General features: G+C 67.2%; 31 protein-coding genes and 1 pseudogene. 10 read left to right on the top strand and 22 right to left on the bottom strand.

Features of this window, described 5'->3' with window-relative positions:
• Positions 1-592 precede the first annotated feature (592 nt).
• Positions 593-1738, bottom strand: a complete 1146-nt coding sequence (locus JVH1_RS36870) for an RNA polymerase sigma factor (RefSeq protein WP_009472662.1) — start codon at positions 1736-1738, stop codon at positions 593-595.
• A gap of 6 nt (positions 1739-1744) precedes the next feature.
• Entirely contained in the window at positions 1745-2152 is a 408-nt protein-coding gene (locus JVH1_RS36875; RefSeq protein ID WP_371113078.1) for a YciI family protein, read from the bottom strand.
• 270 nt (positions 2153-2422) lie between these two features.
• On the opposite strand from JVH1_RS36875, the gene JVH1_RS36880 reads away from it, so the two are divergent.
• Both JVH1_RS36880 and JVH1_RS36885 read left to right on the top strand, forming a co-directional pair.
• The gene (locus JVH1_RS36880; RefSeq protein WP_009472660.1) at positions 2423-2647 is read left to right on the top strand and encodes a hypothetical protein; all 225 of its coding nucleotides are present in this window, start codon (positions 2423-2425) and stop codon (positions 2645-2647) included.
• Positions 2648-2720: 73 nt separating this feature from the next.
• Positions 2721-2870: a hypothetical protein gene (locus JVH1_RS36885; RefSeq protein WP_009472659.1), complete on the top strand. Its 150-nt coding sequence runs from the start codon at positions 2721-2723 to the stop codon at positions 2868-2870.
• A gap of 43 nt (positions 2871-2913) precedes the next feature.
• On the opposite strand, the gene JVH1_RS36890 is transcribed toward JVH1_RS36885, so the two are convergent.
• From JVH1_RS36890 to JVH1_RS36900, 3 genes are all read right to left on the bottom strand, one after another.
• Positions 2914-3183, bottom strand: a complete 270-nt coding sequence (locus JVH1_RS36890) for an endonuclease (protein ID WP_237735067.1) — start codon at positions 3181-3183, stop codon at positions 2914-2916.
• Between the two features lie 66 nt (positions 3184-3249).
• Positions 3250-3591: an STAS domain-containing protein gene (locus JVH1_RS36895; RefSeq protein ID WP_009472657.1), complete on the bottom strand. Its 342-nt coding sequence runs from the start codon at positions 3589-3591 to the stop codon at positions 3250-3252.
• A 316-nt stretch (positions 3592-3907) separates the two neighbouring features.
• Positions 3908-4633, bottom strand: a complete 726-nt coding sequence (locus JVH1_RS36900) for a GAF and ANTAR domain-containing protein (protein ID WP_009472656.1) — start codon at positions 4631-4633, stop codon at positions 3908-3910.
• Between the two features lie 100 nt (positions 4634-4733).
• Here JVH1_RS36900 and JVH1_RS36905 point away from each other — a divergent pair.
• Both JVH1_RS36905 and JVH1_RS36910 read left to right on the top strand, forming a co-directional pair.
• Positions 4734-5024 (top strand): annotated as a pseudogene (locus JVH1_RS36905) (HNH endonuclease); the annotation flags it as partial.
• A gap of 172 nt (positions 5025-5196) precedes the next feature.
• On the top strand, positions 5197-6930 hold the full coding sequence (locus JVH1_RS36910; protein WP_009472654.1) for a cutinase family protein: 1734 nt from the start codon (positions 5197-5199) through the stop codon (positions 6928-6930).
• Between the two features lie 7 nt (positions 6931-6937).
• On the opposite strand, the gene JVH1_RS36915 is transcribed toward JVH1_RS36910, so the two are convergent.
• The 9 genes from JVH1_RS36915 to JVH1_RS36955 form a co-directional block, all read right to left on the bottom strand.
• Positions 6938-7519: a DinB family protein gene (locus tag JVH1_RS36915; RefSeq protein ID WP_009472653.1), complete on the bottom strand. Its 582-nt coding sequence runs from the start codon at positions 7517-7519 to the stop codon at positions 6938-6940.
• The gene (locus tag JVH1_RS36920) at positions 7516-7839 is read right to left on the bottom strand and encodes a membrane protein (RefSeq protein WP_009472652.1); all 324 of its coding nucleotides are present in this window, start codon (positions 7837-7839) and stop codon (positions 7516-7518) included. Before JVH1_RS36920 ends, JVH1_RS36915 begins: the two co-directional genes overlap by 4 nt.
• 38 nt (positions 7840-7877) lie before the next feature.
• Entirely contained in the window at positions 7878-8033 is a 156-nt protein-coding gene (locus JVH1_RS36925) for a hypothetical protein (protein WP_009472651.1), read from the bottom strand.
• Positions 8034-8047: 14 nt separating this feature from the next.
• The gene (locus tag JVH1_RS36930; protein ID WP_009472650.1) at positions 8048-8284 is read right to left on the bottom strand and encodes a DUF3618 domain-containing protein; all 237 of its coding nucleotides are present in this window, start codon (positions 8282-8284) and stop codon (positions 8048-8050) included.
• Positions 8281-8724: a phage holin family protein gene (locus JVH1_RS36935; protein WP_009472649.1), complete on the bottom strand. Its 444-nt coding sequence runs from the start codon at positions 8722-8724 to the stop codon at positions 8281-8283. Before JVH1_RS36935 ends, JVH1_RS36930 begins: the two co-directional genes overlap by 4 nt.
• Positions 8725-8800: 76 nt before the next feature.
• The gene (locus JVH1_RS36940) at positions 8801-9328 is read right to left on the bottom strand and encodes a DUF6328 family protein (RefSeq protein WP_009472648.1); all 528 of its coding nucleotides are present in this window, start codon (positions 9326-9328) and stop codon (positions 8801-8803) included.
• Positions 9329-9441: 113 nt separating this feature from the next.
• Positions 9442-9720, bottom strand: a complete 279-nt coding sequence (locus tag JVH1_RS36945; protein WP_009472647.1) for a GlsB/YeaQ/YmgE family stress response membrane protein — start codon at positions 9718-9720, stop codon at positions 9442-9444.
• Positions 9721-9820: 100 nt separating this feature from the next.
• Positions 9821-10057, bottom strand: a complete 237-nt coding sequence (locus tag JVH1_RS36950; protein WP_009472646.1) for a csbD family protein — start codon at positions 10055-10057, stop codon at positions 9821-9823.
• A gap of 39 nt (positions 10058-10096) precedes the next feature.
• Positions 10097-10636: a Dps family protein gene (locus JVH1_RS36955; RefSeq protein WP_009472645.1), complete on the bottom strand. Its 540-nt coding sequence runs from the start codon at positions 10634-10636 to the stop codon at positions 10097-10099.
• A 477-nt stretch (positions 10637-11113) separates the two neighbouring features.
• On the opposite strand from JVH1_RS36955, the gene JVH1_RS36960 reads away from it, so the two are divergent.
• The 3 genes from JVH1_RS36960 (at position 11114) to JVH1_RS36970 (ending at position 12734) form a co-directional block, all read left to right on the top strand.
• The gene (locus JVH1_RS36960; protein WP_009472643.1) at positions 11114-11359 is read left to right on the top strand and encodes a cold-shock protein; all 246 of its coding nucleotides are present in this window, start codon (positions 11114-11116) and stop codon (positions 11357-11359) included.
• 146 nt (positions 11360-11505) lie between these two features.
• On the top strand, positions 11506-11937 hold the full coding sequence (locus JVH1_RS36965) for an ATP-binding protein (RefSeq protein ID WP_009472642.1): 432 nt from the start codon (positions 11506-11508) through the stop codon (positions 11935-11937).
• The gene (locus JVH1_RS36970; protein ID WP_011593425.1) at positions 11937-12734 is read left to right on the top strand and encodes a SigB/SigF/SigG family RNA polymerase sigma factor; all 798 of its coding nucleotides are present in this window, start codon (positions 11937-11939) and stop codon (positions 12732-12734) included. Before JVH1_RS36965 ends, JVH1_RS36970 begins: the two co-directional genes overlap by 1 nt.
• A gap of 10 nt (positions 12735-12744) precedes the next feature.
• Here JVH1_RS36970 and JVH1_RS36975 read toward each other — a convergent pair whose 3' ends face one another.
• Complete coding sequence (locus JVH1_RS36975) at positions 12745-12999, bottom strand: hypothetical protein (protein WP_009472640.1); 255 nt, start codon at positions 12997-12999, stop codon at positions 12745-12747.
• 104 nt (positions 13000-13103) lie between these two features.
• Here JVH1_RS36975 and JVH1_RS36980 point away from each other — a divergent pair, with 104 nt between their 5' ends.
• The 3 genes from JVH1_RS36980 to JVH1_RS36990 all read left to right on the top strand — a co-directional run bounded on the left by JVH1_RS36980 (position 13104) and on the right by JVH1_RS36990 (position 15011).
• Positions 13104-13628, top strand: coding sequence for an aromatic acid exporter family protein (locus JVH1_RS36980; protein WP_009472639.1), 525 nt, complete (start codon positions 13104-13106; stop codon positions 13626-13628).
• Positions 13629-13641: 13 nt separating this feature from the next.
• Entirely contained in the window at positions 13642-14154 is a 513-nt protein-coding gene (locus JVH1_RS36985; RefSeq protein WP_237735066.1) for a hypothetical protein, read from the top strand.
• Between the two features lie 86 nt (positions 14155-14240).
• Complete coding sequence (locus JVH1_RS36990; RefSeq protein ID WP_009472637.1) at positions 14241-15011, top strand: GAF and ANTAR domain-containing protein; 771 nt, start codon at positions 14241-14243, stop codon at positions 15009-15011.
• A gap of 2 nt (positions 15012-15013) precedes the next feature.
• On the opposite strand, the gene JVH1_RS36995 is transcribed toward JVH1_RS36990, so the two are convergent.
• From JVH1_RS36995 to JVH1_RS37025, 7 genes are all read right to left on the bottom strand, one after another.
• A complete protein-coding gene (locus JVH1_RS36995) occupies positions 15014-15838 on the bottom strand; it encodes a glycosyltransferase family 2 protein (RefSeq protein WP_009472636.1) in 825 nt (274 codons plus the stop codon).
• Positions 15835-16839 carry a glycosyltransferase gene (locus tag JVH1_RS37000; protein ID WP_009472635.1) on the bottom strand — a complete coding sequence of 335 codons (1005 nt, stop codon included), beginning with the start codon at positions 16837-16839 and terminating at the stop codon, positions 15835-15837. The genes JVH1_RS36995 and JVH1_RS37000 overlap by 4 nt, the downstream gene beginning before the upstream one ends.
• A complete protein-coding gene (locus JVH1_RS37005) occupies positions 16836-17963 on the bottom strand; it encodes a glycosyltransferase family 4 protein (RefSeq protein ID WP_009472634.1) in 1128 nt (375 codons plus the stop codon). Before JVH1_RS37005 ends, JVH1_RS37000 begins: the two co-directional genes overlap by 4 nt.
• Positions 17945-19015 carry a hypothetical protein gene (locus tag JVH1_RS37010; RefSeq protein WP_009472633.1) on the bottom strand — a complete coding sequence of 357 codons (1071 nt, stop codon included), beginning with the start codon at positions 19013-19015 and terminating at the stop codon, positions 17945-17947. The genes JVH1_RS37005 and JVH1_RS37010 overlap by 19 nt, the downstream gene beginning before the upstream one ends.
• A 73-nt stretch (positions 19016-19088) precedes the next feature.
• On the bottom strand, positions 19089-20513 hold the full coding sequence (locus JVH1_RS37015; protein ID WP_009472632.1) for a trehalose-6-phosphate synthase: 1425 nt from the start codon (positions 20511-20513) through the stop codon (positions 19089-19091).
• Entirely contained in the window at positions 20510-20965 is a 456-nt protein-coding gene (locus JVH1_RS37020; RefSeq protein WP_009472631.1) for an STAS domain-containing protein, read from the bottom strand. Before JVH1_RS37020 ends, JVH1_RS37015 begins: the two co-directional genes overlap by 4 nt.
• 370 nt (positions 20966-21335) lie before the next feature.
• Entirely contained in the window at positions 21336-21551 is a 216-nt protein-coding gene (locus JVH1_RS37025) for a CDGSH iron-sulfur domain-containing protein (RefSeq protein ID WP_016884251.1), read from the bottom strand.
• Between the last annotated feature and the right edge of the window lie 13 nt (positions 21552-21564).

Raw genomic sequence — 21564 nt, forward strand, 5'->3', positions numbered from 1 at the left:
GGGGGAGTGGTGGACTCGGCGGCATGGGCGTGCCTGGTGTGGGGGAGGACACGTAAGCAGCTCGTGGCATTCCCACCATCTCCGACTCCTGCAGGCTCGTCGGAAATCGCCGCATCAGTTTCCCAATAATTCGATGGGTAAGACTCTGGCTCGGACGGAACGCCGATATTACCCGAATTCAGGTGGTCGCCGCACGGCGTCGGGGTGGTGGGACCCTGTCTGCACCTCTCGACTCGTTCAAAACCTGTTCGGACTGCTTGGACGCTGAGGCCTTCAGGCCGATGCCGGAGTAGGAGAGAGGACGCTGCGGGGCCGGCCGAGCGGCCAGGGGGAGTGTGGAGCCGCACGCCCGGCAGTCGTCAGTCGAGTAGCGGTCGGCAGCGAGCAGGAATCGCGTATGTAGCCATCCCGTCATCGGCCTTGATAGTGTTCCATCGCCGATACTTGAATCGGGCCGTGACGGAATACCGTGATTTACCGAATTCAGCGAGTCGCCACAGCATCAACCAACCGTCCTCACCACAATCAGCACCGATCCTTTCCTGAGCCAATCACCCCCTAACCAGCTCTTAAGCGGTGGCGTGGTCGCTGCTCAACTGCGCAGCTGAGCGTTGAGCCGAGCGGCCTGTCGCGTGAGGTGGTCCCGTTCGGGGAGGTTGGGCGCCGACCGGGCAGCTTCGGCGTAGAGCTGTGCTGCGGTGACCGGGTCCCCGTCACGCTCATGTAGGTACGCCGCGGCCGCGGAGTACCGGGGGAGGGTGGGGTCGAGCCCCGACAGGGCGGCCAGGCCCGCCCTCGGGCCGTCTGCCTCTCCGACGGCGACGGCCCGGTTGAGGCGGGCCACCGGGCTGTCGGTGAGGCGCACCAGTTCGTCGTACCACTCGACGATCTGCACCCAGTCGGTCTCCGCGGAAGTCCGGGCGTCGGCATGGAGCGCAGCGATGGCGGCTTGGGCCTGGAACTCGCCCAGTCGGTCGCGGGCGAGGGCTGACTGGAGCACGACGACGCCCTCGGCGATCAGGCGGGTGTCCCACAGACTGCGGTCCTGCTCGGCAAGAGGCACGAGGCTGCCGTCGGTGCGGGTCCGCGCCGGGCGCCGTGCGTGGTGGAGCAGCATGAGCGCGAGCAGGCCCGCGACCTCCTCGTGGTTGGTCTTGGCCGCCAGCTGGCGAGTGAGCCGGATCGCCTCGGCGGCGAGATCGATACTGCCGCCGTAGCCCTCGTTGTAGACCAGGTAGAGCACGCGCAACACCGTGGCGACGTCACCGGGCTGGTTGAACCGCACGTCCGAGACGGTCCGCTTGGCCCTGCTTATCCGTTGGGCCATCGTCGACTCGGGCACGAGGTAGGCCTGCGCGATCTGACGCGTGGTCAGGCCGCTGACCGCGCGCAGCGTGAGCGCGACAGCCGAAGCAGGTGTCAGCGATGGGTGCGCGCACAGGAAGTACAGCTGGAGTGTGTCGTCCACCGCCTCGCCAGGGTCGGGGGAGGGCTCGGCATCGACGCGTACCTCGCGGTACCGCCGCGAGGAATCGGAGCGGGTGGCGTCGAGGAACTTGCGCCAGGCCACGGTGACCAGCCAGCCCTTGGGGTCGCGCGGTGGGTCGTCCGGCCACGCGCGCACGGCCTCGATCAGAGCGTCCTGCACGGCGTCCTCGGCCGCCGCGAAGTCTGCCCCGCGACGGACGAGGACGCCGATCACGGTGGGGGTGAGGGTCCGCAGAAGGGCGTCGTCCACCGTGCATCACTCCGTGATGGTCGGGTGCGCGGCCAGGAATGGGCGCACCTCGAGCCATTCGTGGATCGGTTTCCCCTCCGCACCCGGGGCCGCGGACAGCTCGCCGGCCAGCTCGAGTGCCCGCTCGTGGGTCTCGACGTCGATCACCATCCAGCCGGCGATCAGGTCCTTGGTCTCCGCGAACGGGCCGTCGGTGATCGGCGGTCGTCCCTCGCCGTCGTAGCGGACGAACGTGCCCTCCGGGGAGAGTGCCTGGCTGTCGACGAACTCGCCGGTGCTGTCGAGCCGAGCGGCGAAGTCGTTCATGTACTGCACGTGGGCGGAGATCTCCTCCGGCGTCCACTGGTCCATGGGCACGTCGTTGACCGATGCGGGCGCGCCCCGGTAGTGCTTGAGCAGCAGGTACTTGGCCATCGTGTTCTCCTTGGTGCGGTACGGCCCATTCTGGCCGTGTTCACTCCGGGGACGAAGCCGCGCGCGGCTTCTCGACATCCCTGCACGGATTTTCTCGATCGTCGCTTTCCGTGACGGACGGTCAACTGCTCCACCGTTCGACGATGATCCCTTCGGCCTGCACATGGTGCAGATAACACCGACTGGCGCGTGGGGCTTGTTGTGATGTACAACATACTCGTAAGTTTGTGACTCACGTCACTCAGCTGCTACAACGGGGTACGCCAACACATGACCCGCACCACGGTGCACCAGGACGACCAGCGCACAATGTCGCCGCCCTCTGCCGAGGAGCCGCCGCACCGCCACACGCTCCGTCCGATCGCATACATCGCCTCTGTCTCGGCGGCAACCGCAACTGCGCCCGCCGCCGTCGTGACGGGATCCGTCCTCGTCGCCGTCGCCACCTCCGTGTCAGTGCTCGCCGCTGTAGTACTCGCCGCGCTCCTGATCTAACCGTCCGCCTCACAGACGCACCTTTCGACCACCACGCGGCACTCGCCGGCGCCAAAGACAGAAAGCACTTCACATGAACACCTTCACCACGCCCACCTCCGCCCGTAATCGCGGCTTCGCTGCCTCCCGTGGCTCGATGAGCACGGTCGAGATCAAGAACCGCATCGAAGCAATGTTCCGCGAGGACGACGAGCGCGAGTCGAAGGCAGTCCGAGCGGAGTAGTAGTGCCGCCGCCGGCTCTCAGCACGTATCGGCGCGCACTTCCTCACGAAGTGGCGGAGGTCTCCTGATCACAGGCGCGGGCCGGCCGGCGCAGGTCACCGCCGTACTCGTCGTCGACTCGAACCGCGGCGGCGTGCAGCCGGGTAGCCGTGCTCCCGTCATAGCGCACGTAACCAGCTTTGCCGAGTGCGGAGATGATCGTGCGACGGTGTGCCGGCGTCAGCAGTTGAAAAAGAAGCGTCGGGGTGTCCTTCAAGGTCACGTGGGACTCGGACACGTACGTCGGACCGGCCGTGTCGAGAAGCACACGCACCGGTCTCCGCGACGCTTGCCGTCGGATGCCCACGAGGAGGCTGCCTCCCGGACATGTCGACTCCGATCAGCCGTGTGCGATCTTCTCCACCGTGTCGAAGGCGTCGCGAACCGTGCGGCACGTGGGGATCATCGCGTCGAGGCCGATGGCCTCGACGGGCCGGAGCACCGCTCGATTGCCCGCCAGCGCCCAGGTAATGTGCTGCCGCCGAGCAGATTCCGCAAACTCGGACAGTATCGACAATCCCGAGGTTCCGACGAAGTCGACTGCGGTCATGTCGACGATGATGCGTGACGGGGTCCCGTCGGTCAGGTGCGCGAGGGCGAGCGCGAACGAAGGTGCGGCGAGCACGTCGATATCGCCGGAAATTCGTCCCACAGTGGCGTCCGGCGCGAATTCGACGGCCATCCGCACTCCACTATTATTGGTGTGCGCATTCCGAGTGCGGTGGCGGGTGGCCCGCGCGGTGACGGGAGTGACCCGGAACGACGTGCGTAATAGTCTCATGACCCTCCGATCGCGGGCACTCTGTGCGAGTCCGTGCGCCGCAAGGAGCGCAGCGGCACCGAGACCGCAGTGGGAGTGCACACAATATCTGTCCACCGCGCACTGCTGTGGCCTCCGGACAATCTGCGGCTGTGTTCTCAACCACGCGCGATAAACATTACGTCTACAGCAGATGGGCATCAACCGATTGCCAACGTGGTCGAGCGGGGAGGTCTCGTCAGTCGAACTTCGAATTGTGATGCGCGATGACTTCCCGTGCGACACCCGTGAGCTTGATGTTCATGTCCTGCGACGTCTTGCGCAGCAAGTCGAATGCTCTCCCTTCGGAGATGTCGTGGAAGGCCATCAACAGTCCGATCGCTTTTCCGATCTCGCGGTTGCTGGCCAGGCCCTCACGCAAGGTCTGTGCTTCCTGATGTTCGTGGAGCGCTGTCAGCGTCACCGCCGCGAAGGCCGTGATCAGAATCGCCTGATCGATCGATTTGTCGGTGAATTCTCCGGCGTTGTCCGAGAACAGATTGAGGGCGCCGACCTTGCGTCCACGGATCATGAGCCGGAAACCGGCAGCGCCCCGGACCGGGGTTTCGGCAATGGCCCGACGGGCAAGGCGCGGCCACTGCGTCGAACGGGCGAGCTCGCTCTCGACCTGCGGTGCGTCGTTCTCGATCGCATCGAGGCAGGGCCCCTCCTGCTCGGCTCGCTCGAGCGCGTCTACCTGGGCTGCGATGTCATCGCTCGCGGCCACGGTGACGTGGCGATCGTTCTCCTTCAGCATGAGGCTGGCGTGGGCACACCCGGGAACCAAAGTGGCAGCGGCATCGCAGATGGCCTGGTAGACCTGAGTGAAGTCGTCGCCGTCGTAGACCATCTCGGCCAGCCTCGCGAAGACGGCACTGGGCCCGTCGCCTCCGGTATGCGTCATCTCCGAAGGACCATTCGGCATTGTTCGCCTCCCGACGTGCACCAACGCGGCGTGAACCGACGTCGCAAGACTCGCGACGTCCGATCAATTCTGCCAGAACGGCAACGACCACTAGAGCGCAGAGGGGTTGAAGTCGGTCGGGTACGCGGCGCAGGCGCTGATCACCGACGACGTCGCCACCCGTACTCGCGCGGAGCGGAAGGCTGCGGGGGTTTACCGCAGGTGGAGCGGGACCGGGGTATCGCGTCGCAGATTCGCGCAGGCGCTGGTGCACGAGATGCCGCACACCCTGGTTCTGCTGCAAACCGGTCGGCTGAACGAATGGCGAGCCACCCTGCTGGTGCGGGAGACAGCGTGTCTGTCGGCCGCGGATCGGGCGATCGTCGACCGCCGGTTGTGCTCGGACCCGGCCGCGGCCCGAGATTCGGCGGTCGAGACCCTTCTGATCACACACCTCCGCGCCTCGTGAACGACGCCTTCCGAGGCGGACGTGTAACGCCCTTGCTGCAATGTGCGACTTGTCTGTTAACGCGTTGACACCTACTCGGGTTTTCGACACGGGCTACGAACGGATGGGGTAGACCATGGAACGTCGCGTTTCGGCACGCAAGGTCGCGCATCGACGAAGGATCGTAGGCAGTCTGATCGCGCCCGGCGCGTTGGGGTTGGCGGCGCTGCTCGCGACTCCGTGGTCGAACCCGGGTTCACCGGCCACGACGGCGACAGCCTTGACGGCGGCGGCCTCGGACGCGTGCTACGACATGGTCAGCATCGCCGTCGCCGGCCGCGGTGACACCCCGCGCGACGGGACCCGAATGCTCGTGGCACCCGATGGCACACGGCTTCCCGCGTCGTACTCCAGCGACTACAGCAGTCCATGGATCGACGAGGTGGTGAATGCGCCGCAGCAATCTGTCGGCGGTGGATCCTATGCCGCGGTCTACATCGAGTATCCGGCCAACATGAACTCGTACGAGGACGCCGTGAACGCCGGCGTCGACAACACCGAGACCGTGATGCGGTCGATTCACGCGTCGTGCCCGGACACGAAGTTCTCGATCGTCGGCTACAGCGAGGGCGCCGATGTGGCACGGCGGGTTGCGATGGAGGTCGGCAACCAGGACGGCCGGGACGGCTCGTACGACATCCTCGATCCGGCGGCCGTGGTCGGTGTGGTCATCCTGGCGGATGCCGGCCGCAACCTCGGGGGAGGGCCATTTCCCGGTTCGGAGAACGAATTCCGCAATCCCGACGGCTTCGACCTTGCCTACCAGTCGGGGCAGACGGGCACGTCCGGGCGGGGAGCGTTGCCCGGCACGTCGGGCAGCTTCGGTGCCCTGGACGGGAAGGTGGCATCGTTCTGCTCGGAAGGCGACCTGACCTGCTCCGCACCCGAGAACATTGCGCTACTGCAGCTCGCGATCAACGTGGGACGGCAACTGAACGTCGACTCGCTGCAGAAGGATGGGCTGACACCCGCGACGGGACAGGATCTCGCGGTGGTGCTCGGGCAGATCGCCCTCGCCGCGTTCGCGGACATCCAGTCGCAAGGCGATTGGATGCAGTCCGACGAGACGTTCCTCGACGTTCTGATCAAGGTGTCGGATCCGGCGTACAAGCCCGATAGCGGTGCGGCGCAATCGGACACGTCAACTGGGCCGATCTCGTCGAATCAGGCGGTCGACCTGGTCTACCTGCCTGCGAAGGTGCGAAACGAGATCATCGGGTTCATCGCGGACAATCAGAACACGATCCAGGTGGCGATGAGCGACCCGTATCAGCAGACGCTGGGGGAGGGGATCGGCCATCACTTCGACTACTGGCGTGATGCGAATGCCGGCAGCGGGAAGCCGCTGACGTCTGCCCAGTACGCCGCAGCGTGGTTGACCCACCTGGCGCAGGAGGCGGAGAAGGGCGAGTCGCGCGCGGCCGCGGCGGAAGCGTCGACCGCGAAACTTGCCGCTGCCTCCACGAAGGAAACGGAAACGGAAGCGGCTCGGGTCGCACCCACCACCACGGACAGCGCGAAAAAGGCTCAGTTGGCGGGCAACCCGGTCAGCGCGACCACCACGACCAGCAATTCGCCGACCCCCACGACGACGGTCGCGACGACGACGTCGCCGGAACCCACGACGGCTGTGGAAGTGGCCGCAGAAACCACGACCTCGGTGTCGGCGCCTCAGGCCGTCGCCGGAACACCGGGCACATCCGTGGTGACTACCACCGCGGCGGAACCCACTACGACCACTGAATCGGAGTCACCGACGACCACCACGCCGGTCGTCACCACGACGACGCGTCAACCGGCGGCCGGGTGACGCGCGATCAGCCCTGGCCGGCTTCGCGTGCGGCACGTTCGAGACGGGTCCGGTAGGTCTCCCACCACATCCGGTCTTCTGCGGGCACGTTGGTGTTGTCCGCGCGCATGCCGACCGTGCCGTCGACGAGTTCGCGGACGATGTCGGCGTGCCCTGCGTGCCGGTGGGTTTCGGCGATCACGTGCACGAGAATCCGGTGCAGGGTGACGTCGCGGCGGTCGCCCGGCCAGTGCGGTACCCGGCCGGGCGCGTCGAGGGGTAGAGCCCGGATGGTGTGGTCGGCGTGCGCCCACGCTGTCCGGTACTGCCCGACGATGTACTCGCGTGACTCGCCGGGGGTCGCCCACATGTCCACGTTGTCTTCGGCGGCGTCGGTCACCCACGGTGGGTATTCGACGGATCGGCCGAAGGTCTCGCCGAAGTAGCCGATCTCGACGCCCGTCAGGTGTTTGACCAACCCCAGCAGGTTCGTGCCGGTCGGGGTCATCGGCCGACGAACGTCGTATTCGGACAGCCCGTCAAGCTTCCACAGCAGAGCGTCGCGGGCGGCTTGGAGGTACTGGTGAAGGTCCACCTTCGGATCTGTCAATGCCCTTCCTGATCGGTCAGTTCCTTGCCTTCGAGGGCCTTGACGCGCCGCCGTTCGAGGAGAACGAGACCCGTGCCGACGACGAGGCACAGGACGCAGGCGATGCCACCGATCAGCGCCCAGCCCTCGAATCCGTAGCCGGCCGCGACCAGTGTCAGACCGAGCACGGCGATTCCGGCGGCGATCAGGATGTATCCCGGCCAGTTCCGGCTGTCGGTGATCGCCTCACCGGCGTGATTGCGCATGGTGTGCGCATCGTCCTGGGGGTGATGCTCGGAGTTCAATTCGCGGCTGGGTCCGTTGTCCGGCTGATACGTCACTACAGTCCTCCTGTGCGCGAGTGGTGATCTGAGTTTCATCAGTCGGTCTCTGTCTCGGTGTCGGCATCGGCGGAGTCCTCCGCCAACTCGGGCGCGTTCTCACGCGTGGCCATGCCGCCGTTCTTGCCGTGATCGACGGGACCGGGACGGCCACCCTTGGGCTCGTCCGTCTCTCCGTGAGTGTCCTTGGTCATGTTTTTGCTCTCCTTCAGTGGCGGTGCCGACGGCGTTGTCGCACGGCGAAGTAGGCAACGACGAATGCGGTCACGAGTCCGGCGGCCGCGACCCCGCGGGGTTGCTGCCGGACCCTGTCGAGTTCGTGGCGCGCGCCGGCTTTCGCGCGTGCGGGCACGTCCACTTTGCGGTGCAGCGCATCCACAGTGGATGCGAGCGCGGCTCGTTGTTCGGCGACCGAAAGTTCCTGTTCGGGCTGGGGGTCGGTCATCGAAGGCCTTCCTTGACGGTGTCGACGTCGGCGCGCACGCTGTTCGCCGTCCGCGCGGGTACAGGCGGCAGCGCGTTCTTGGCGCGGCGGGCTCCGACCGCCGCCACGACGCTGCCCACCACGATCAGTACGGCGGCCACGATCAACGCGGCCAGCCACGGATCGAGTGCCGTCGCCAGTCCCAGAATTGCGGTGGCGACGAGGGCCCCGAATCCGTACAGCAGGAGCAGCACACCCGCTCCGGAGACACCCGCTCCGATCCCGAAGCGCGTTCCCTTGTCTTTCACTTCGGTGAGGGCATGGGTCATCTCGGTCCGCACGAGTCCCGTCACCTGATCGGTGAGTCGTTCGACGAGTTGGGCCGTCGACAGATCGTCGAGATCGTGTGCGGCACCGGGCGGCTGGACCCGCGGGGTATCGCCGCGATGGATATCGGTCATGTCCGTGCTCCTTCCTCGTCTCCGCTCCGCCTACCCGGGAGCGTTCCGGGCGAAACAGGGCGCGCGCCCGCCGTGCTCATCGATCGGCGGAATCGCCGTCGGTCGAGCGATGCCGCGACCGCAGGATCGCGGCGAAGACCCAGAGTCCGCAAAACATCGCGAGGGCCACCGCGGCGGCGACAACTCCGGCGATGGGTGAGATCACGAAGCTGAAGATCAACGCCACCACACCGATCAGCGCCAGCGCGAGGGTGGCGATGCCACAGATCGCGAGGCGATGCGATGCGGAGACGAGATCCGGGAGCGCGTGCCGACGGAAGAGCATGCGGTGCAGGCCGGCCGGGGCCACCAGGAGCATGGTCGACGTCACCGACAGTGCGACGGTCGCCAGATAGATGGCAACCTCACTGTCCGAGAGGTCCTCGAACCGTTGCTGGAACGGCAACGTCAACAGGAAGCCGGTGAGTAGTTGCACCCCGGTCTGCACGACGCGCAGTTCCTGGAGAAGGCCGCTCCAGTTCCGGTCGAGTCGTTGAGTCTCGGTCTCGTGCCGGGCACGGAAGTTCCAGTTCGCATCGTCCCGAGCCGGTCCTCGACTGTCCATCCCCCACGAGTACCCCACCGCCGGCGTCGAGGCCACGATTTCGTGTGGAATACGCGACGAAACCGGGCCTGCCCATCGTGAGGTGGGCAGGCCCGGTTCCGGAGTGCGGGGGACTAGCGTCGCCCGGCCGTGCTTCGCCCGGTCACGAGCTTGACCAGGAACAGGAGAATCACCGCACCGAGGAGGCAGGTGAAGAAGCTGAACCAGAGACCGCCGCCCTCGACGTCGGTGCCGAAGAGGCGGAGGATGAAGCCGCCGAGGAGACCGCCGACGATTCCGACGACGATGTTGAGGATGATGCCCATCTGGGCGTCGGTCTTCATGATCTTGCTGCCGATCCACCCGGCGAGGCCGCCGATGATGATCCAGCCCAGAATTCCCAGTCCTAGCACGTATCAGTCCTTTCGGGGGAGAGTGGTGACCGGCGATTGCCGATTCCGCTCGGAGAAGAGACGCTCGGTGCGGGCCGGTCGTGATCCGGCCCGCACCGTCTCACTGTTCGGCGCGCTGGCGTGCTTCCTGCGCTTCGGCCTTGCCGCGGGCCTTCTCGGCTTCGGCTTCCTTTGCGGCGGCCTCGCGTTGGGCGGCGGCCTTGTCCTGCTGCGCCTTGCCCTCGCGGGTGAGATCGTCCTGGCCGGACACCGCACCCGCGGCTTCCTTCGCTTTACCCTTGACGTCTTCGACGACGCCCTTGACGGCCTCTGCCGGACCGCTGTTGTTGTCAGCCATGTTCGTCACCTTTCGTTGTGGACGGGAGATCGACCGTGCTCACCGCGCTTGCGCGGCTGCCTGCTTCTCGGAGTGCGCGCCGTTGTTCGAGAGGCTGCCGCCGGAGTTCTCGAGATGGGCGCGGACGAACCACTGGAACTTCTCGAGTTCGCCGGTCTGCCCGATGAGAAGGTCCTCGGTGATCGGGTCGAGGTCGCCCGTCTCAGCGATCGCCTTGCGGTTGTCCCCGACGACGCCGCTGTAGACGAGGTCGAGGGCACCGAGATGCGCCTGCGCCGTGTCCCGCTTCACCGAGTAGTCGTCCCAGGTGCGGTCGCGGGCGATCGCGGCCGGGGTGCCGTCGGGCGAATTCCCCAGCGCGGCGATGCGTTCGGCGACGGCGTCCGCGTAGCCCCGCACCAACTCGACCTGCGGGTCGATCATCTCGTGCACGCCGATGAAATTCGGACCCACCACATTCCAGTGAATGTGCTTGAGCGTCAGATGCAGATCGTTGTATGCGCTGAGCCGCTTCTGAAGTATGTCGGCGACTCGCGCGCCCTGATCGTCGGAAAGACCTGGCACGGTGAACTTCGACATTCTCGGTCCTCTCTTTCGCTACTACCTGCCGGCGGAACTTCGAGGCATTGGGTGCCCCCTCGATTGCCGGGGAGGCGGGGCCGGATGAACTCACCGCGTACCCGTGGTGAGAAGTCTCGAATCACCGTGACCCTGCCTCGCCGCAACCTGCGGTCGTGTCGAACAACGTTCCTGACTCGATCGCCGAAGTTCCGACAACTCGACCGTACTACAAAATCTATGCCGAGCAAATCAGATCTTCTGCGGTGTGGAGCGCGGATGCGCTGTGGTCGGCAGATCTCGATTGTGCAAACGCTCCGCCCGAATCGCCCCACATCCGTACGAGAGGCACTACCTTCGGTCTGATTCGACCAGGGGTCGACCGTGCGCACGCCGAGGAGGAGCAATGCTCAACGTGGCTCTGCTTGTGGTTCTGCTCGTTGCGAGTCTGGGGGGCGGCGCTGCGCTCCACGGCCTGGCCGATCGAAGGGCGGCACGATGAGCGCCGGGCACACGCTGCCGGCCCGGCAGTCGACGGCACTGCGCACGGGCACGGTGCGATGGTTCAACGCCGAACAGGGTTTCGGTTTCCTCGCCCCGGCCGACGGATCCGACGACATCTTCGTGCACGTCTCCGAAATCGCCGGCGACGGTCACCGCATTCTCGAGGAAGGGCAGCGCGTCAGCTTCGCCGTCTGCCGCACCGAGACCGGCGACCAGGCACGCGACGTCCGGATCGCCTGAGCCCACCGAATCGAGTTCGTCGAACCCGCACGTCGGGACGCATTCGGCACGCGCTCGCACTTTCGTTCGCCGGCGGGTTGAGGGTCGCGGCAGCTGGGTACGCTGCCGAGAGTCGCAGAAACCGACGACACAGACGTGGAGTGCAGATGGCCGAGGTCGACGAGGTTAGACGAATGAGAACGAGATCCGGTGTGCCCGTGGAGCTTCGTGTGGCGGCGGAGTTCGAACAGTTGCCTGTGGTGCGCGCCGTCGCGGAAACTCTCGCCGTTCTGGGAGACTTCACGCTCGACGACGTGGCCGATATCAAACTTGCCGTGGACGAGGTGTGTTCGGAACTGATCGCGGCTGCGCCGGGAAGTGCCGAACTGACGTGTTCGTTCGTCGTCACGGAGCCGGGGTTGCATGTGACGATCAGTGCACCCCTCACCCGCGGCGGAGTGCCCAACCGGGAAAGCTTCGGCTGGCACGTGCTCGAGACGTTGATGAATGCGGTTTCGGTATCGGAGGGACCCGTCGGCAACGGGTCCGTCGAACGGACCGTGGCGGTGGAACTGGTCAAATACCGGGGCACCATCTAGTGTCACCGGTTTCGGAACGTGGCGAGCGGCACCGTCCCGGCAGAGACGACTACAAGGACGTGGCGCCCACGGTGGCGCGCCTGCGAGCCTTGGACGCGTCGTCCGGGGAGGCGTCCGCGCTGCGCGACGAAGTCATCACACGCTGCCTTCCGCTCGCCGATCACATCGCCCGCCGATTCGGCGGGCGCGGCGAGGCGCACGAGGATCTGCTGCAGGTCGCCCGGCTCGGACTGGTCAAGGCCGTCGACCGCTTCGATCCGGACCGGGGCTTCGACTTCGTGTCCTACGCGGTGCCCACGATCATGGGCGAGGTTCGCCGGTATTTCCGCGACACCGGCTGGTCGATGCGGGTGCCCCGCCGCATGCAGGAACTTCACGCGTTGATCACCAAGGCCGTCGACGAGCTGTCGCAGGAACTGGGTCGGTCACCGTCGGCCAGTGAGATCGCCGCCCAACTCGAACTCGACGTCCGTGAAGTATCCGAGGGCCTGCTCGCGAAGAACGCTTACCAAACCTTGTCGATGGATGCAGCCATGGGTGATGATCCCGACGACCTTCCCCTCGCGGAGACGCTCGGCGAGGAGGATCCGGAGCTCGCGAACGTGGAGAGTCACGCCGCCGTGCGGCCGGCGCTGCAGAAACTTCCGCCGCTCGAACGCCGCGTGCTGATGTTGCGGTTCTTCGGATCGATGACCCAGACGGAAATCGCCCAGCGCGTGGGCGTCTCGCAGATGCAGGTGTCGAGGATCCTGGCGCGCACCCTCTCCGGACTGCGGGCGCAGCTGGGCGACGGCTGATCACCCCGGGTCAGCCACCCAAACCCGCGACCGTCGATTCGAGCGACGCGGCGTGGAACTCCAGATCGCTCTGCGAGCAGTCGCGGTCCTGCGGGAGTTGCTCGCGCAGTTCGGTCCGGGTCACGATGATCAGAGACTGATGCTCGTCGCCCAGCTCACCCGAATCAACGATGGTGGGGGCGCCGCCCTGCAGGATCAGGGCGGGATCCGGCAGTGGCGAATCGAGAAGTGTCTGCAGGTGCGTCGCGGTCACGTGGGTGTTCATAGTGCCCGGCATACCCGGACGCGCCGCGTTCGAACCGTGTCGGTTGGTGCTGCCGCGACTCGGGCACACGGCACTTGTCGTCGCACGAAGGGAGAGAAGGGGTCTTGCACGTCACCACACTCCGACGTCTGCGCTCGTGGGCGGGGGACGGTCAGCGAAACACCGTGGTGGTGCAGTCGGCGAAGGCCGCGACCGCTGCGGTGCTCGCGTGGATTCTGGCCGAGCGCCTTCTCGGGCTGCCGCAGCCGTTCCTCGCGCCCTACGCAGCGGTGTTCATGATCGAGGTCACCGTGTCGCGATCACTGCGGGTGGCCGGCGAGCAACTCGCGGCGGTCTCGCTCGGGGTGTTGCTGGCCGCGGCGGTCGGAATGCTGCTCGATTCGGTCACCGTCGGTGTCGGTGTGGCGGTGCTGACGGGTCTCCTGCTCGGCCGGTGGCACCGATTCGGTTCGAGCGGGGTGTGGGTGGACCGGGGTGGCCGTGAACGCGCTGCTCCTGCCTCCGCTGTACCTGAGGCGGTCCGAACGCGCAGTGACGGGGCTGGGTTCGACGGCCACGTCGCTGTTGTGCGACGCGGCCCGGGAGTTGCGGGAACCGGGAACCGGTGGACAGCCCGATCGTTGGGCTGAACGGGCGGCGCACGTGCGGGTGCAACTGGACGACGCCCTGGACGCCGTGGCCTGGACGGATGAGAGCGCGCGCGCCAATATGCGACGCGCCGCCGGTCCGGCCGCCGCCGGAAGGAAATGGAAACCGGCGGTCGTGGCGCTGTCCGAGGGCTGGCCCCAGTGCACGGAGATCGTCCGCGCCACCTCGCTGGCGCTGGCGCCGCAACCCCCGTTCGGCCCGCTCGACCCGGAGATCCGGGAGAGTGCGGCCGCGTTCGTGGACGCACTGGCAGACGTGATCCGAGCCGAATTCGCCTTCGCCGACAGCCGCGACGCTCCGGTCGCCGCCTGCCGGACGGCGGAGGAGCGGCTCCGCAACTTCGAGGACACGGTGTCCTCCCACAGCGGTCTGACCCGGGGTTCGTCGATGAGCGCCGGAAGCATCCTCCGGCCGTCCGCGGCGGCGCTGAGTTTGCTGACCGGGGAATCTCCCGCCTCACCGTCCGGGACGGGATCGGTGGACGGAGGCGGTCCCGGGGTCGAGTAAAGTCTTCTCGACGGTAGAGACAACTGCTGCGTTCGTTCAGTGGGTGTCCTGTCGGTTACACCCGGAATTTTGAGGTGTATCCGAGAATGGCCGAGACTGTGGGTGAGCGCCCCGAGTCGATGTCCCCCGAGCTCGACAACGCGACGATCGCCGCCCAATTGGGCTCCTTGGCAACCGCGTTGGACGAGTTCAATCGCAATTCTGGCTCGCAGGTGGAGATGAGCCTGCTGCTTCAGCGGGTCTGCGACCAGGTGGTAGACGCGATCGCCGACGCCGACATGGCCGGGATATCGCTGCTGCGCGACGGACGGGTGGTGACCGTCGCGTACACGGACGAGGCGGTCCGTGAGATCGACATTCCGAACTTTCAGGCCCTCGACGGCGACTACTTCGGTGTCGCCGGAACGCGGAAGGTCGTCAAGGCCCGGCTCGGGGAGGCCGCGGCCCGGTGGCCGTCGGTCGCGGACAATCTCGACCAGGCCGGCATGCGCAGTTTCCTGTCCGCGCCGCTCGCCGTCGACGAGGCCCTCGCCGGCACACTCAACATCTACGGGCAGGGGGATCACGGGTTCAGCGAACTCGACGCCGTGGTGCTGCTCGTCTACACGACGGCGATCGAGGGTTTGCTGAGGAGCGCCCGCAGCGTGGAGTTGGCCAGGAACGAGGTTTCGGGTCTCACGAAGGCCATGAAGTCCCGTGCGGTCATCGAGCAGGCCAAGGGAATCGTGATGGCGCTGCGGGGCGTGCCCGCGGACCAGGCGTTCGAGATCCTCGTCGCGCAGTCGCAGCAGGAGCACGTCAAGTTGGCCGAGGTGGCGCGCCGCATCGTCGAGTCGGTGACGACGAATCCCGAGTGAGGTCAACTCCTCACCCACGTGCGGCGATCGCGGTCGTACTCGATCAGGCCGTCGGCTTCGAACGCCCTCAGCCAGCCTTGCATCGGCCACCACCCCCAGCGCCGGTGGAAGGTGTGGGCGTTGGTGAGGATGTCCCGCAGGTGCTCGACGGGTGGATCCGACACGGGGTGATACTGGTGAAACGCGTCGGCTCCGCCCACCCATCGCAGACCGACCCCCGCGGCGCGGGCGGTCTGCGCGAAGTCGGTGTCCTCGCCGCCGTAGCCGGTGTAGTCGGTGCAGAACCCGCCGATGTGCTGCCAGGTCGCCCGGCCGACGGCGAAGGACAGTGACCAGAACAGATCGAAGTCGCTTCCCGCTGTGACGGTCCCGGGCGGCGGCGCCGGGCGGGCCGGGTGAGGGGATCGCAGCCGCCCGAGCCCGGCGAGGTCGTACCCTGCGGGTTCTGGAGGCGGAAGGTACGTCACGGGGCCGGACAGCAGGGCCGACCGGTTGTCCGGATGCTCGGCCGCCGACACGTAGCAGCCGAGAAGACCCTCGGACGCCAGGCAGTCGACGTCGAGGAAGACCAGCAGATCGGCGCCGGCGGCGAGTGCGGCATCCGCACCCGCATTGCGTGCGGCCGCCAGGGGCAGCGGGCCGTCGTCGTGGTCGAGCCAGATCCCCCGTGCGTGTCCGTTCTCGGAGACAGTGTCCATCGTCCGCGGGTCACCCATCGCGACGACGATGTGGTCGTCGCAGGTACGCTGGCTCCGTTCGAGGGAACGCAACTGCATCCGCAGATGACGGTCCCGGCGTGCGGCGATCGTCACGACCGCGACCTTCACGGCGCCGATTCCGCCCGTTTCGCCAGGCTGTCGATGACTGCCGCTGCGCGGGTGGCGGCGCCCGCGGTCTGCCAACGCACCCAGCTGTCGCCGCCGAGGGCGAGTGCCCGGTCGAGCAGCGCCGGCCATCTGGTCACCTCCGGCCACTGCGGTATCGACACGGCGAGTCCACCGCTCGCGAGCGAGTGCGCCGTGGCCGATTGTTCACCGAACGGACGCGGCTGCGCGATGACGATGGCCGGACGGCGGGCGGCGGCGATCTCTGCGACCGAGTTCTGCCCGGCGTCGGACACGACGACGTCGGCGCCGCACAGTTCCGGCCAGGGGTCCTCGATCCACGGTGCGCCCGGAACCCCGAGTGCCTGCCATCGATAGTCGCGATGCACGTGGGCGCACCGACGGACGTCCCCGACCGTCACCGCGGTGCCGCCGGCGCCGCTGAGCACCAGGATCCGGGGTCGGGAGGAGGCGGGACCGGCGGCGGGTGCGCGGCCGTCGAACCGACTGATCCCGCCGACGAATGTGGTCTTGTGCGCGAATTCCCGTAACCATTCCGGGTCGTACATCGCCTGCGGCCATGCGGCCACGATGTGGTCGGCGAGCCGGTAGCCGAGACGATGGGCCGGATCTGTGCGCTCTCCCGGCATCGCGATCATCACCACGGGCACGCCCAGCAGTCGAACGAATGCAGCCACCTCCACCGAGACGTCGACGACCATCAGGCTGGGTCGGGTCGCGTCGACCCACGACGCTATCCGGGACATGCGGGTCCGCAGCCCGACGTCGTGGGCGGGAACCCAGTGCAGTGCGCCGTCGGCGGTGGGGTTCTCGGGGGAGGAGCCCCGGTCGTCGCGCGCCAGCCGGACACGGTCCGCGAACGGACCGCCGGGGTCGACCGGCGCCGAGGAGAGAGCGGTGACCGGTGCCTCCAGGGCCGCGCAGATGCTCGAGGCGCGCACCCGGTGGCCCGTCCCGTGGTGGTGGATGTAGTAGCCGATCACGATGCCACTTTCCGGTCGCCGTCGGCGCGGACCCGGTTCGCCGCGAGCCGCCGGTAGATGTTCACGTAGGCGTCCACCATGCGACGTTCCGAGCAGTGGCTCCGTGCGTGTTCGCGGGCTACCCGGCGCGGCAACGCGACGACCTGCGGTATCACCCGGGCGAGGGCGTCGACGTCGTCGGGCACGACGAGGCGACCGCAGTCGGCGGAGAGGACCTCGGGGATCCCGCCGCGCGCGAACGCGGCGACCGGCGTTCCGCAGGCGAGCGCTTCGGCGACGACCAGACCGTACGGTTCGTCCCACAGCGGGGTGATCACCGCCGCCGCCGAACCGCCGATCGCGGTCGCCAACTCGGGCTGGGCTAGGTGGCCCAGATAGGTCACGCCGGGACCCAGCAGGGGTGCGATCGTGCTCTCGAAGTAGCCCGGATCGCTGATGGGCCCCGCAAGGCGGATCGCGAAGCCCGCTCGGCGCGCCGCCGCGATCGCGACGTGCGCACCCTTCTCCGCTACCAGTCGGCCGAACCAGATGAGGTGCGGGCCGCCGTCACCCTGAGGCCAGCGGTCGACGTCGACCCCGTTCGGCACGACGTCGATGCGGTCGATCGCGTGACTCCACGCTGCGGCGGTGTGCTTGCTCACGGCCACGAAATGGGCGTCGGTGCCGGCCCGGACGGCGAGAGCCGACTCGAGCCACGGGGTGGGCGGAGTGTGCAATGTCGACAGCACGGGTGTCGGGACCGCGGGAGCCATGGCGACGGGGAGGTAGTGCAGGCTGTGGTTGTGCACCACGTCGAACGAATCCGCCAGCGGTCCGGCGAGATCGAGCATCAACCGCAGGTAGGCGTGGTGGTCCCGCAGGAAGTCCATCGGTGGCATCGACACGTCCTGCCGGGCGGCCGCACTCGTTTCCAAGGTCTCCACCGTCAGCTGCGCGCAACCGAGACCCGGATCGGATCCGGGTCCGGCGAACAGACTGACTCGATGCCCGTCCGCGCACAGGCTCCGCGCCAGGTGCCAGACGTGCGATTCGAGGCCGCCGGGGAAGGGCTGGCGGATGGGGTGCCGGCTGGAGGCGATCAGGGCGATGCGCAGGGCGTCGACGTTCACGGCAGCGCACGCCACGACAGTGCTCTTTCGTACAGGTTGTGGTGCGCCTGCGCGAGCAGGCGCCGCTGGGTTGCGCGCTCGTGCCACGTCGCCCGGGCCGTCGCGGATCGGTGCAGGGTGCGGACGGTCCGGTCGAGCGAGGCGGCGTCGAAGGAGTCCTCGTCGAATCCGAAAGTGGCACAGTCCTGTTGCTGCGCATAGAAGCCGCATGTCGGGGCGACCACCGCGGTACCCAGGTCGTAGCACGCCTCGAGCCACCCGGAGTGGGTGCCGAAGCGGTAGGGCAGCACTGAGACCGACAGCGACGACAGGTACTTCCACAACTGGGCGTCGGTGAAGTACGGGTGGACGCGCACGTCGACCCGATCGGCGTCGCGGTAGCGCAGGAGTCGCGCCGCCGCGTTCGGCGCGTACCAATAACTGTCCGGTCGGAAGATCTCGTCGTGGACATCGATCTGCAGACGCGCTCCGCGGAGAGCGGCGACCGTGCGGGTCAGCGCGTCCAGGACCGGGAACGGATCCATGTTGGCGCGCAGGCTCTTGACGTGCACCCCGACCACGAAGTCGTCCGAGTCCGGGCGGGGACGCTCGACCAGAGGGCGCTCCACGACGTGCGGGTGAGCGAGGACCGTCGCGGTGCGGGCCCAGTTCGCGTCGATGACGGCTGCGGCGCCCTCGGTGAGTGTGGCCAACTCGGTAGCGGCGGGCACCAGCACGTCGAGAACCTCCAGGTGCGGCCCGGCGTCGGGGTGGTGTGGGTTGCGGAGGTCGTGCACCGTGTAGACCAAGGGCTTCCCGCGGGCGGACAACTCGTGGACGATGTCCTTCATGTCCGCCGGTTCGATGGCGTCGAATCCGAAATGAATGTGGAATACGTCGAATTCGCGATGGTGGCGGCTGATCCAGCCCGGATCGAGCATGAGCGGTGGCCACCATCCCCCCGGGACCTTGCGACCGTCTGCCGGGACGGGATCGGCGAGACGGACGACGTCGCCGCCGCCTCCGTCCGGCTCGCCCAGATGACGAACGTAGACATGGGACTCCGGGACGGAGGCAACGCGAATCATGTGTTCTCCTTCGGCCTCGGCCTCGGCCGATCCAGGACAGGGGTGTGATGCGACGCTCGGTCGCGGGCGACGGCTACAACGCGCCGAGGAACGACTGCGCCCACCGGTGCACGTCGTGGTCGAGCACCTGACGGTGCAGTCGTGACATGCGGCGCCGTCCCTGCTCCCGTTCCGGGTCCAGCGCGGCCATGATCGTGTTCTTCACTCCGTCGAGGTCGTGCGGGTTCACCAGGTAGGCGCCCCGGAGTTCGGCGGCGGCACCGGCGAACTCGCTGAGCACCAGCGCCCCGCCCAGGTCCGCGCGACAGGCCACGTACTCCTTGGCGACGAGGTTCATCCCGTCCCGCATGGGGGTGACCAGCATGACGTCGGCGGCCAGGAACAGCGCGATCAGTTCGCTGCGATCGACCGGCTGATAGAGGTAGTGCACGAATGGCCGGCCGATCTGACCGTGGTCACCGTTGATGTGGCTGACCTGCTCCTCGATGGAACTGCGCATCTTCATGTAGTGCTCGACGCGTTCACGGCTGGGGGTGGCGAGTTGCACCATCGCGGTGTCGGACGGATCGAGGCGGCCCTCGTCGAGCAGTTCGCCGAGCGCCGAGAGCCGCAGGTCGATGCCCTTCGTGTAGTCGAGCCGGTCGACTCCGAGGAGAATCTTGCGGGGGTTTCCGAGTTCGCGGCGGATCTCGGCGGCCCGTTCGACGATGGCGGGATCGGTTGCCTGTTCGACCAGTTGCCGCGAGTCGACGGAAATGGGGAACGCGCCGACCTGCACGACCCGGCCGTCGAGTGTCACCTTGCCGAGTGCGCTGCGCACGCCGACACCTGCGGTGGTGGTGTCGAGTCCCAGCAGCCGGCGCGCCAGGAACAGGAAATTGTTGGCGCCGCCGGGCAGGTGGAAGCCGATGAGGTCGGCGCCGAGCAGCCCCTCCACGATCTCCTTGCGCCACGGCAACTGCATGAACAGTTCGACGGGCGGGAACGGGATGTGGAGGAAGAACCCGATGGTCAGGTCGGGGCGCATCTCCCGCAGCAGACGGGGCACCAGCTGCAACTGGTAGTCCTGCACCCACACGGTTGCGCCCTCGGCCGCGGTGCGCGCGGTCTCCTCGGCGAAGTGGCGGTTCACGTCCAGGTACGAGTGCCACCAGTCCCGGTCGAAGACCGGTGCCACCAGCACGTCGTGGTACAGCGGCCACAGCGTCGCGTTCGAGAATCCTTCGTAATACAGCTTGACCTCGTCCGAGCTCAGCTCCACCGGGTACAGGTCGACTCCGCCGGAGACGATCGGTTCGACCTTCGTGTCGGGCACACCGGGCCAGCCCACCCAGGAACCGCGTTCCCGGTCGTGAAGGATCGGCTCCAGTGCTGTGACGAGGCCGCCGGGGCTCCGCTTCCAGCGTGTCGTCCCGTCGTCGAGTGTTTCCATGTCCACGGGCAGCCGGTTGGCGACCACCACGAAGTCGGACGTGCCGTGCGGAACGGAATCCTTCACGCTGAGCGCCCACCCTGGTGAACTCCCTGGGCGACCAGCAGGAAGGCGTCCTCCAGGTCGGCGCAGAACGGGATCTGTGCAGCCATCTTCATTGCCGTCAACGGCCTGCGGAGTGCGTTGTTGCCGGTCACCGCCCACGGCACGGTGAGCCGGCGGGCGCGGGCGGCCATGGTGCCGAGTACCGGCAGGGCAGACGCGCAGAAGAATTGCACGTCCGTCAGGTCGAGCACGAACGGAAGTCGTTCGTTGATCGCCTCGTCGAGATGATTCCCGAAGGTGTGCAGGGTGGTGACGTCGATGTCACCGGATATCCGGACCACGAGGATCCCGCCAGCACCGGGCGCACTGACGACGGAGAGCCGCCCGTGCTCGGGCTCGACGGCCCAGCTGAACAGCGTCGAACTGTCGGCAGGGCCGTAGCGTGTCGGCAGCGCACTGAGAACAGATTTCATGTCGTTTCCTCACGGTCGAGCGACGTTAGGAGACAGGCACGAAATAAGGCGCGTGAACCGTGCCCGTCCATTGCGGCTGGGGGCTCAACCGTGCAGGACTCTGACGTTACCCCATCGTGTCAACGACAGCGGCGAACGTTTCTGCCCGCGGACCGCCGCCAACGGCGGGCTGTCGTCGTTTCCGGTTGTCCCACTGCACTTCTCGCCATCGAACCGGGGGAGGCAACCGGGGCGCGGCGTAGCTTGCCCGCGGAGTGGGTAATCGGAGCGGATGGAAATCATCGCCATCGTGATCCTTGTCGGCGTCGTGACGTTCGTGATCGCGCGCCGCCGCGCGCACAACCGGAAGCGCAACTGATGCGGGTCGGCCCTACGGGCGGCGCCGCTTCTTGTGCGACGAGTCGCAGAACGGAGCGATGCTTGTCCGCCCGCACCGGCACAGCGCCACGGTGGCCCGATCGGTGCCGAGCGGGTTACCTTCGGGGTCGAGGATCCGCGCAGCACCGCGCACCAGCAGTGGACCATCAGGGCAGACCGTGATCGTGACGTCGGATTCGTCGGCCCCGGCAATGGGAATGGAGTTCATATGACTACTTTGC

The organism is Rhodococcus sp. JVH1 (assembly GCF_000280725.2).
In the GTDB taxonomy this organism is placed as follows: Bacteria; Actinomycetota; Actinomycetes; order Mycobacteriales; family Mycobacteriaceae; genus Rhodococcus_F; species Rhodococcus_F jostii_A.

Excerpts from the sequence above, each read along its gene's own strand:
- JVH1_RS36875 (WP_371113078.1), bottom strand. The coding sequence starts at position 2,152 with ATGGCCAAGTACCTGCTGCTCAAGCACTACCGGGGCGCGCCCGCATCG.
- JVH1_RS36880 (WP_009472660.1), top strand. The coding sequence starts at position 2,423 with ATGACCCGCACCACGGTGCACCAGGACGACCAGCGCACAATGTCGCCG.
- JVH1_RS36885 (WP_009472659.1), top strand. The coding sequence starts at position 2,721 with ATGAACACCTTCACCACGCCCACCTCCGCCCGTAATCGCGGCTTCGCT.
- JVH1_RS36895 (WP_009472657.1), bottom strand. The coding sequence starts at position 3,591 with ATGGCCGTCGAATTCGCGCCGGACGCCACTGTGGGACGAATTTCCGGC.
- JVH1_RS36900 (WP_009472656.1), bottom strand. The coding sequence starts at position 4,633 with ATGCCGAATGGTCCTTCGGAGATGACGCATACCGGAGGCGACGGGCCC.
- JVH1_RS36910 (WP_009472654.1), top strand. The coding sequence starts at position 5,197 with ATGGAACGTCGCGTTTCGGCACGCAAGGTCGCGCATCGACGAAGGATC.
- JVH1_RS36925 (WP_009472651.1), bottom strand. The coding sequence starts at position 8,033 with ATGACCAAGGACACTCACGGAGAGACGGACGAGCCCAAGGGTGGCCGT.
- JVH1_RS36930 (WP_009472650.1), bottom strand. The coding sequence starts at position 8,284 with ATGACCGACCCCCAGCCCGAACAGGAACTTTCGGTCGCCGAACAACGA.
- JVH1_RS36935 (WP_009472649.1), bottom strand. The coding sequence starts at position 8,724 with ATGACCGATATCCATCGCGGCGATACCCCGCGGGTCCAGCCGCCCGGT.
- JVH1_RS36940 (WP_009472648.1), bottom strand. The coding sequence starts at position 9,328 with ATGGACAGTCGAGGACCGGCTCGGGACGATGCGAACTGGAACTTCCGT.
- JVH1_RS36950 (WP_009472646.1), bottom strand. The coding sequence starts at position 10,057 with ATGGCTGACAACAACAGCGGTCCGGCAGAGGCCGTCAAGGGCGTCGTC.
- JVH1_RS36955 (WP_009472645.1), bottom strand. The coding sequence starts at position 10,636 with ATGTCGAAGTTCACCGTGCCAGGTCTTTCCGACGATCAGGGCGCGCGA.
- JVH1_RS36960 (WP_009472643.1), top strand. The coding sequence starts at position 11,114 with ATGAGCGCCGGGCACACGCTGCCGGCCCGGCAGTCGACGGCACTGCGC.
- JVH1_RS36965 (WP_009472642.1), top strand. The coding sequence starts at position 11,506 with ATGGCCGAGGTCGACGAGGTTAGACGAATGAGAACGAGATCCGGTGTG.
- JVH1_RS36975 (WP_009472640.1), bottom strand. The coding sequence starts at position 12,999 with ATGAACACCCACGTGACCGCGACGCACCTGCAGACACTTCTCGATTCG.
- JVH1_RS36990 (WP_009472637.1), top strand. The coding sequence starts at position 14,241 with ATGGCCGAGACTGTGGGTGAGCGCCCCGAGTCGATGTCCCCCGAGCTC.
- JVH1_RS37010 (WP_009472633.1), bottom strand. The coding sequence starts at position 19,015 with ATGATTCGCGTTGCCTCCGTCCCGGAGTCCCATGTCTACGTTCGTCAT.
- JVH1_RS37020 (WP_009472631.1), bottom strand. The coding sequence starts at position 20,965 with ATGAAATCTGTTCTCAGTGCGCTGCCGACACGCTACGGCCCTGCCGAC.
- JVH1_RS37025 (WP_016884251.1), bottom strand. The coding sequence starts at position 21,551 with ATGAACTCCATTCCCATTGCCGGGGCCGACGAATCCGACGTCACGATC.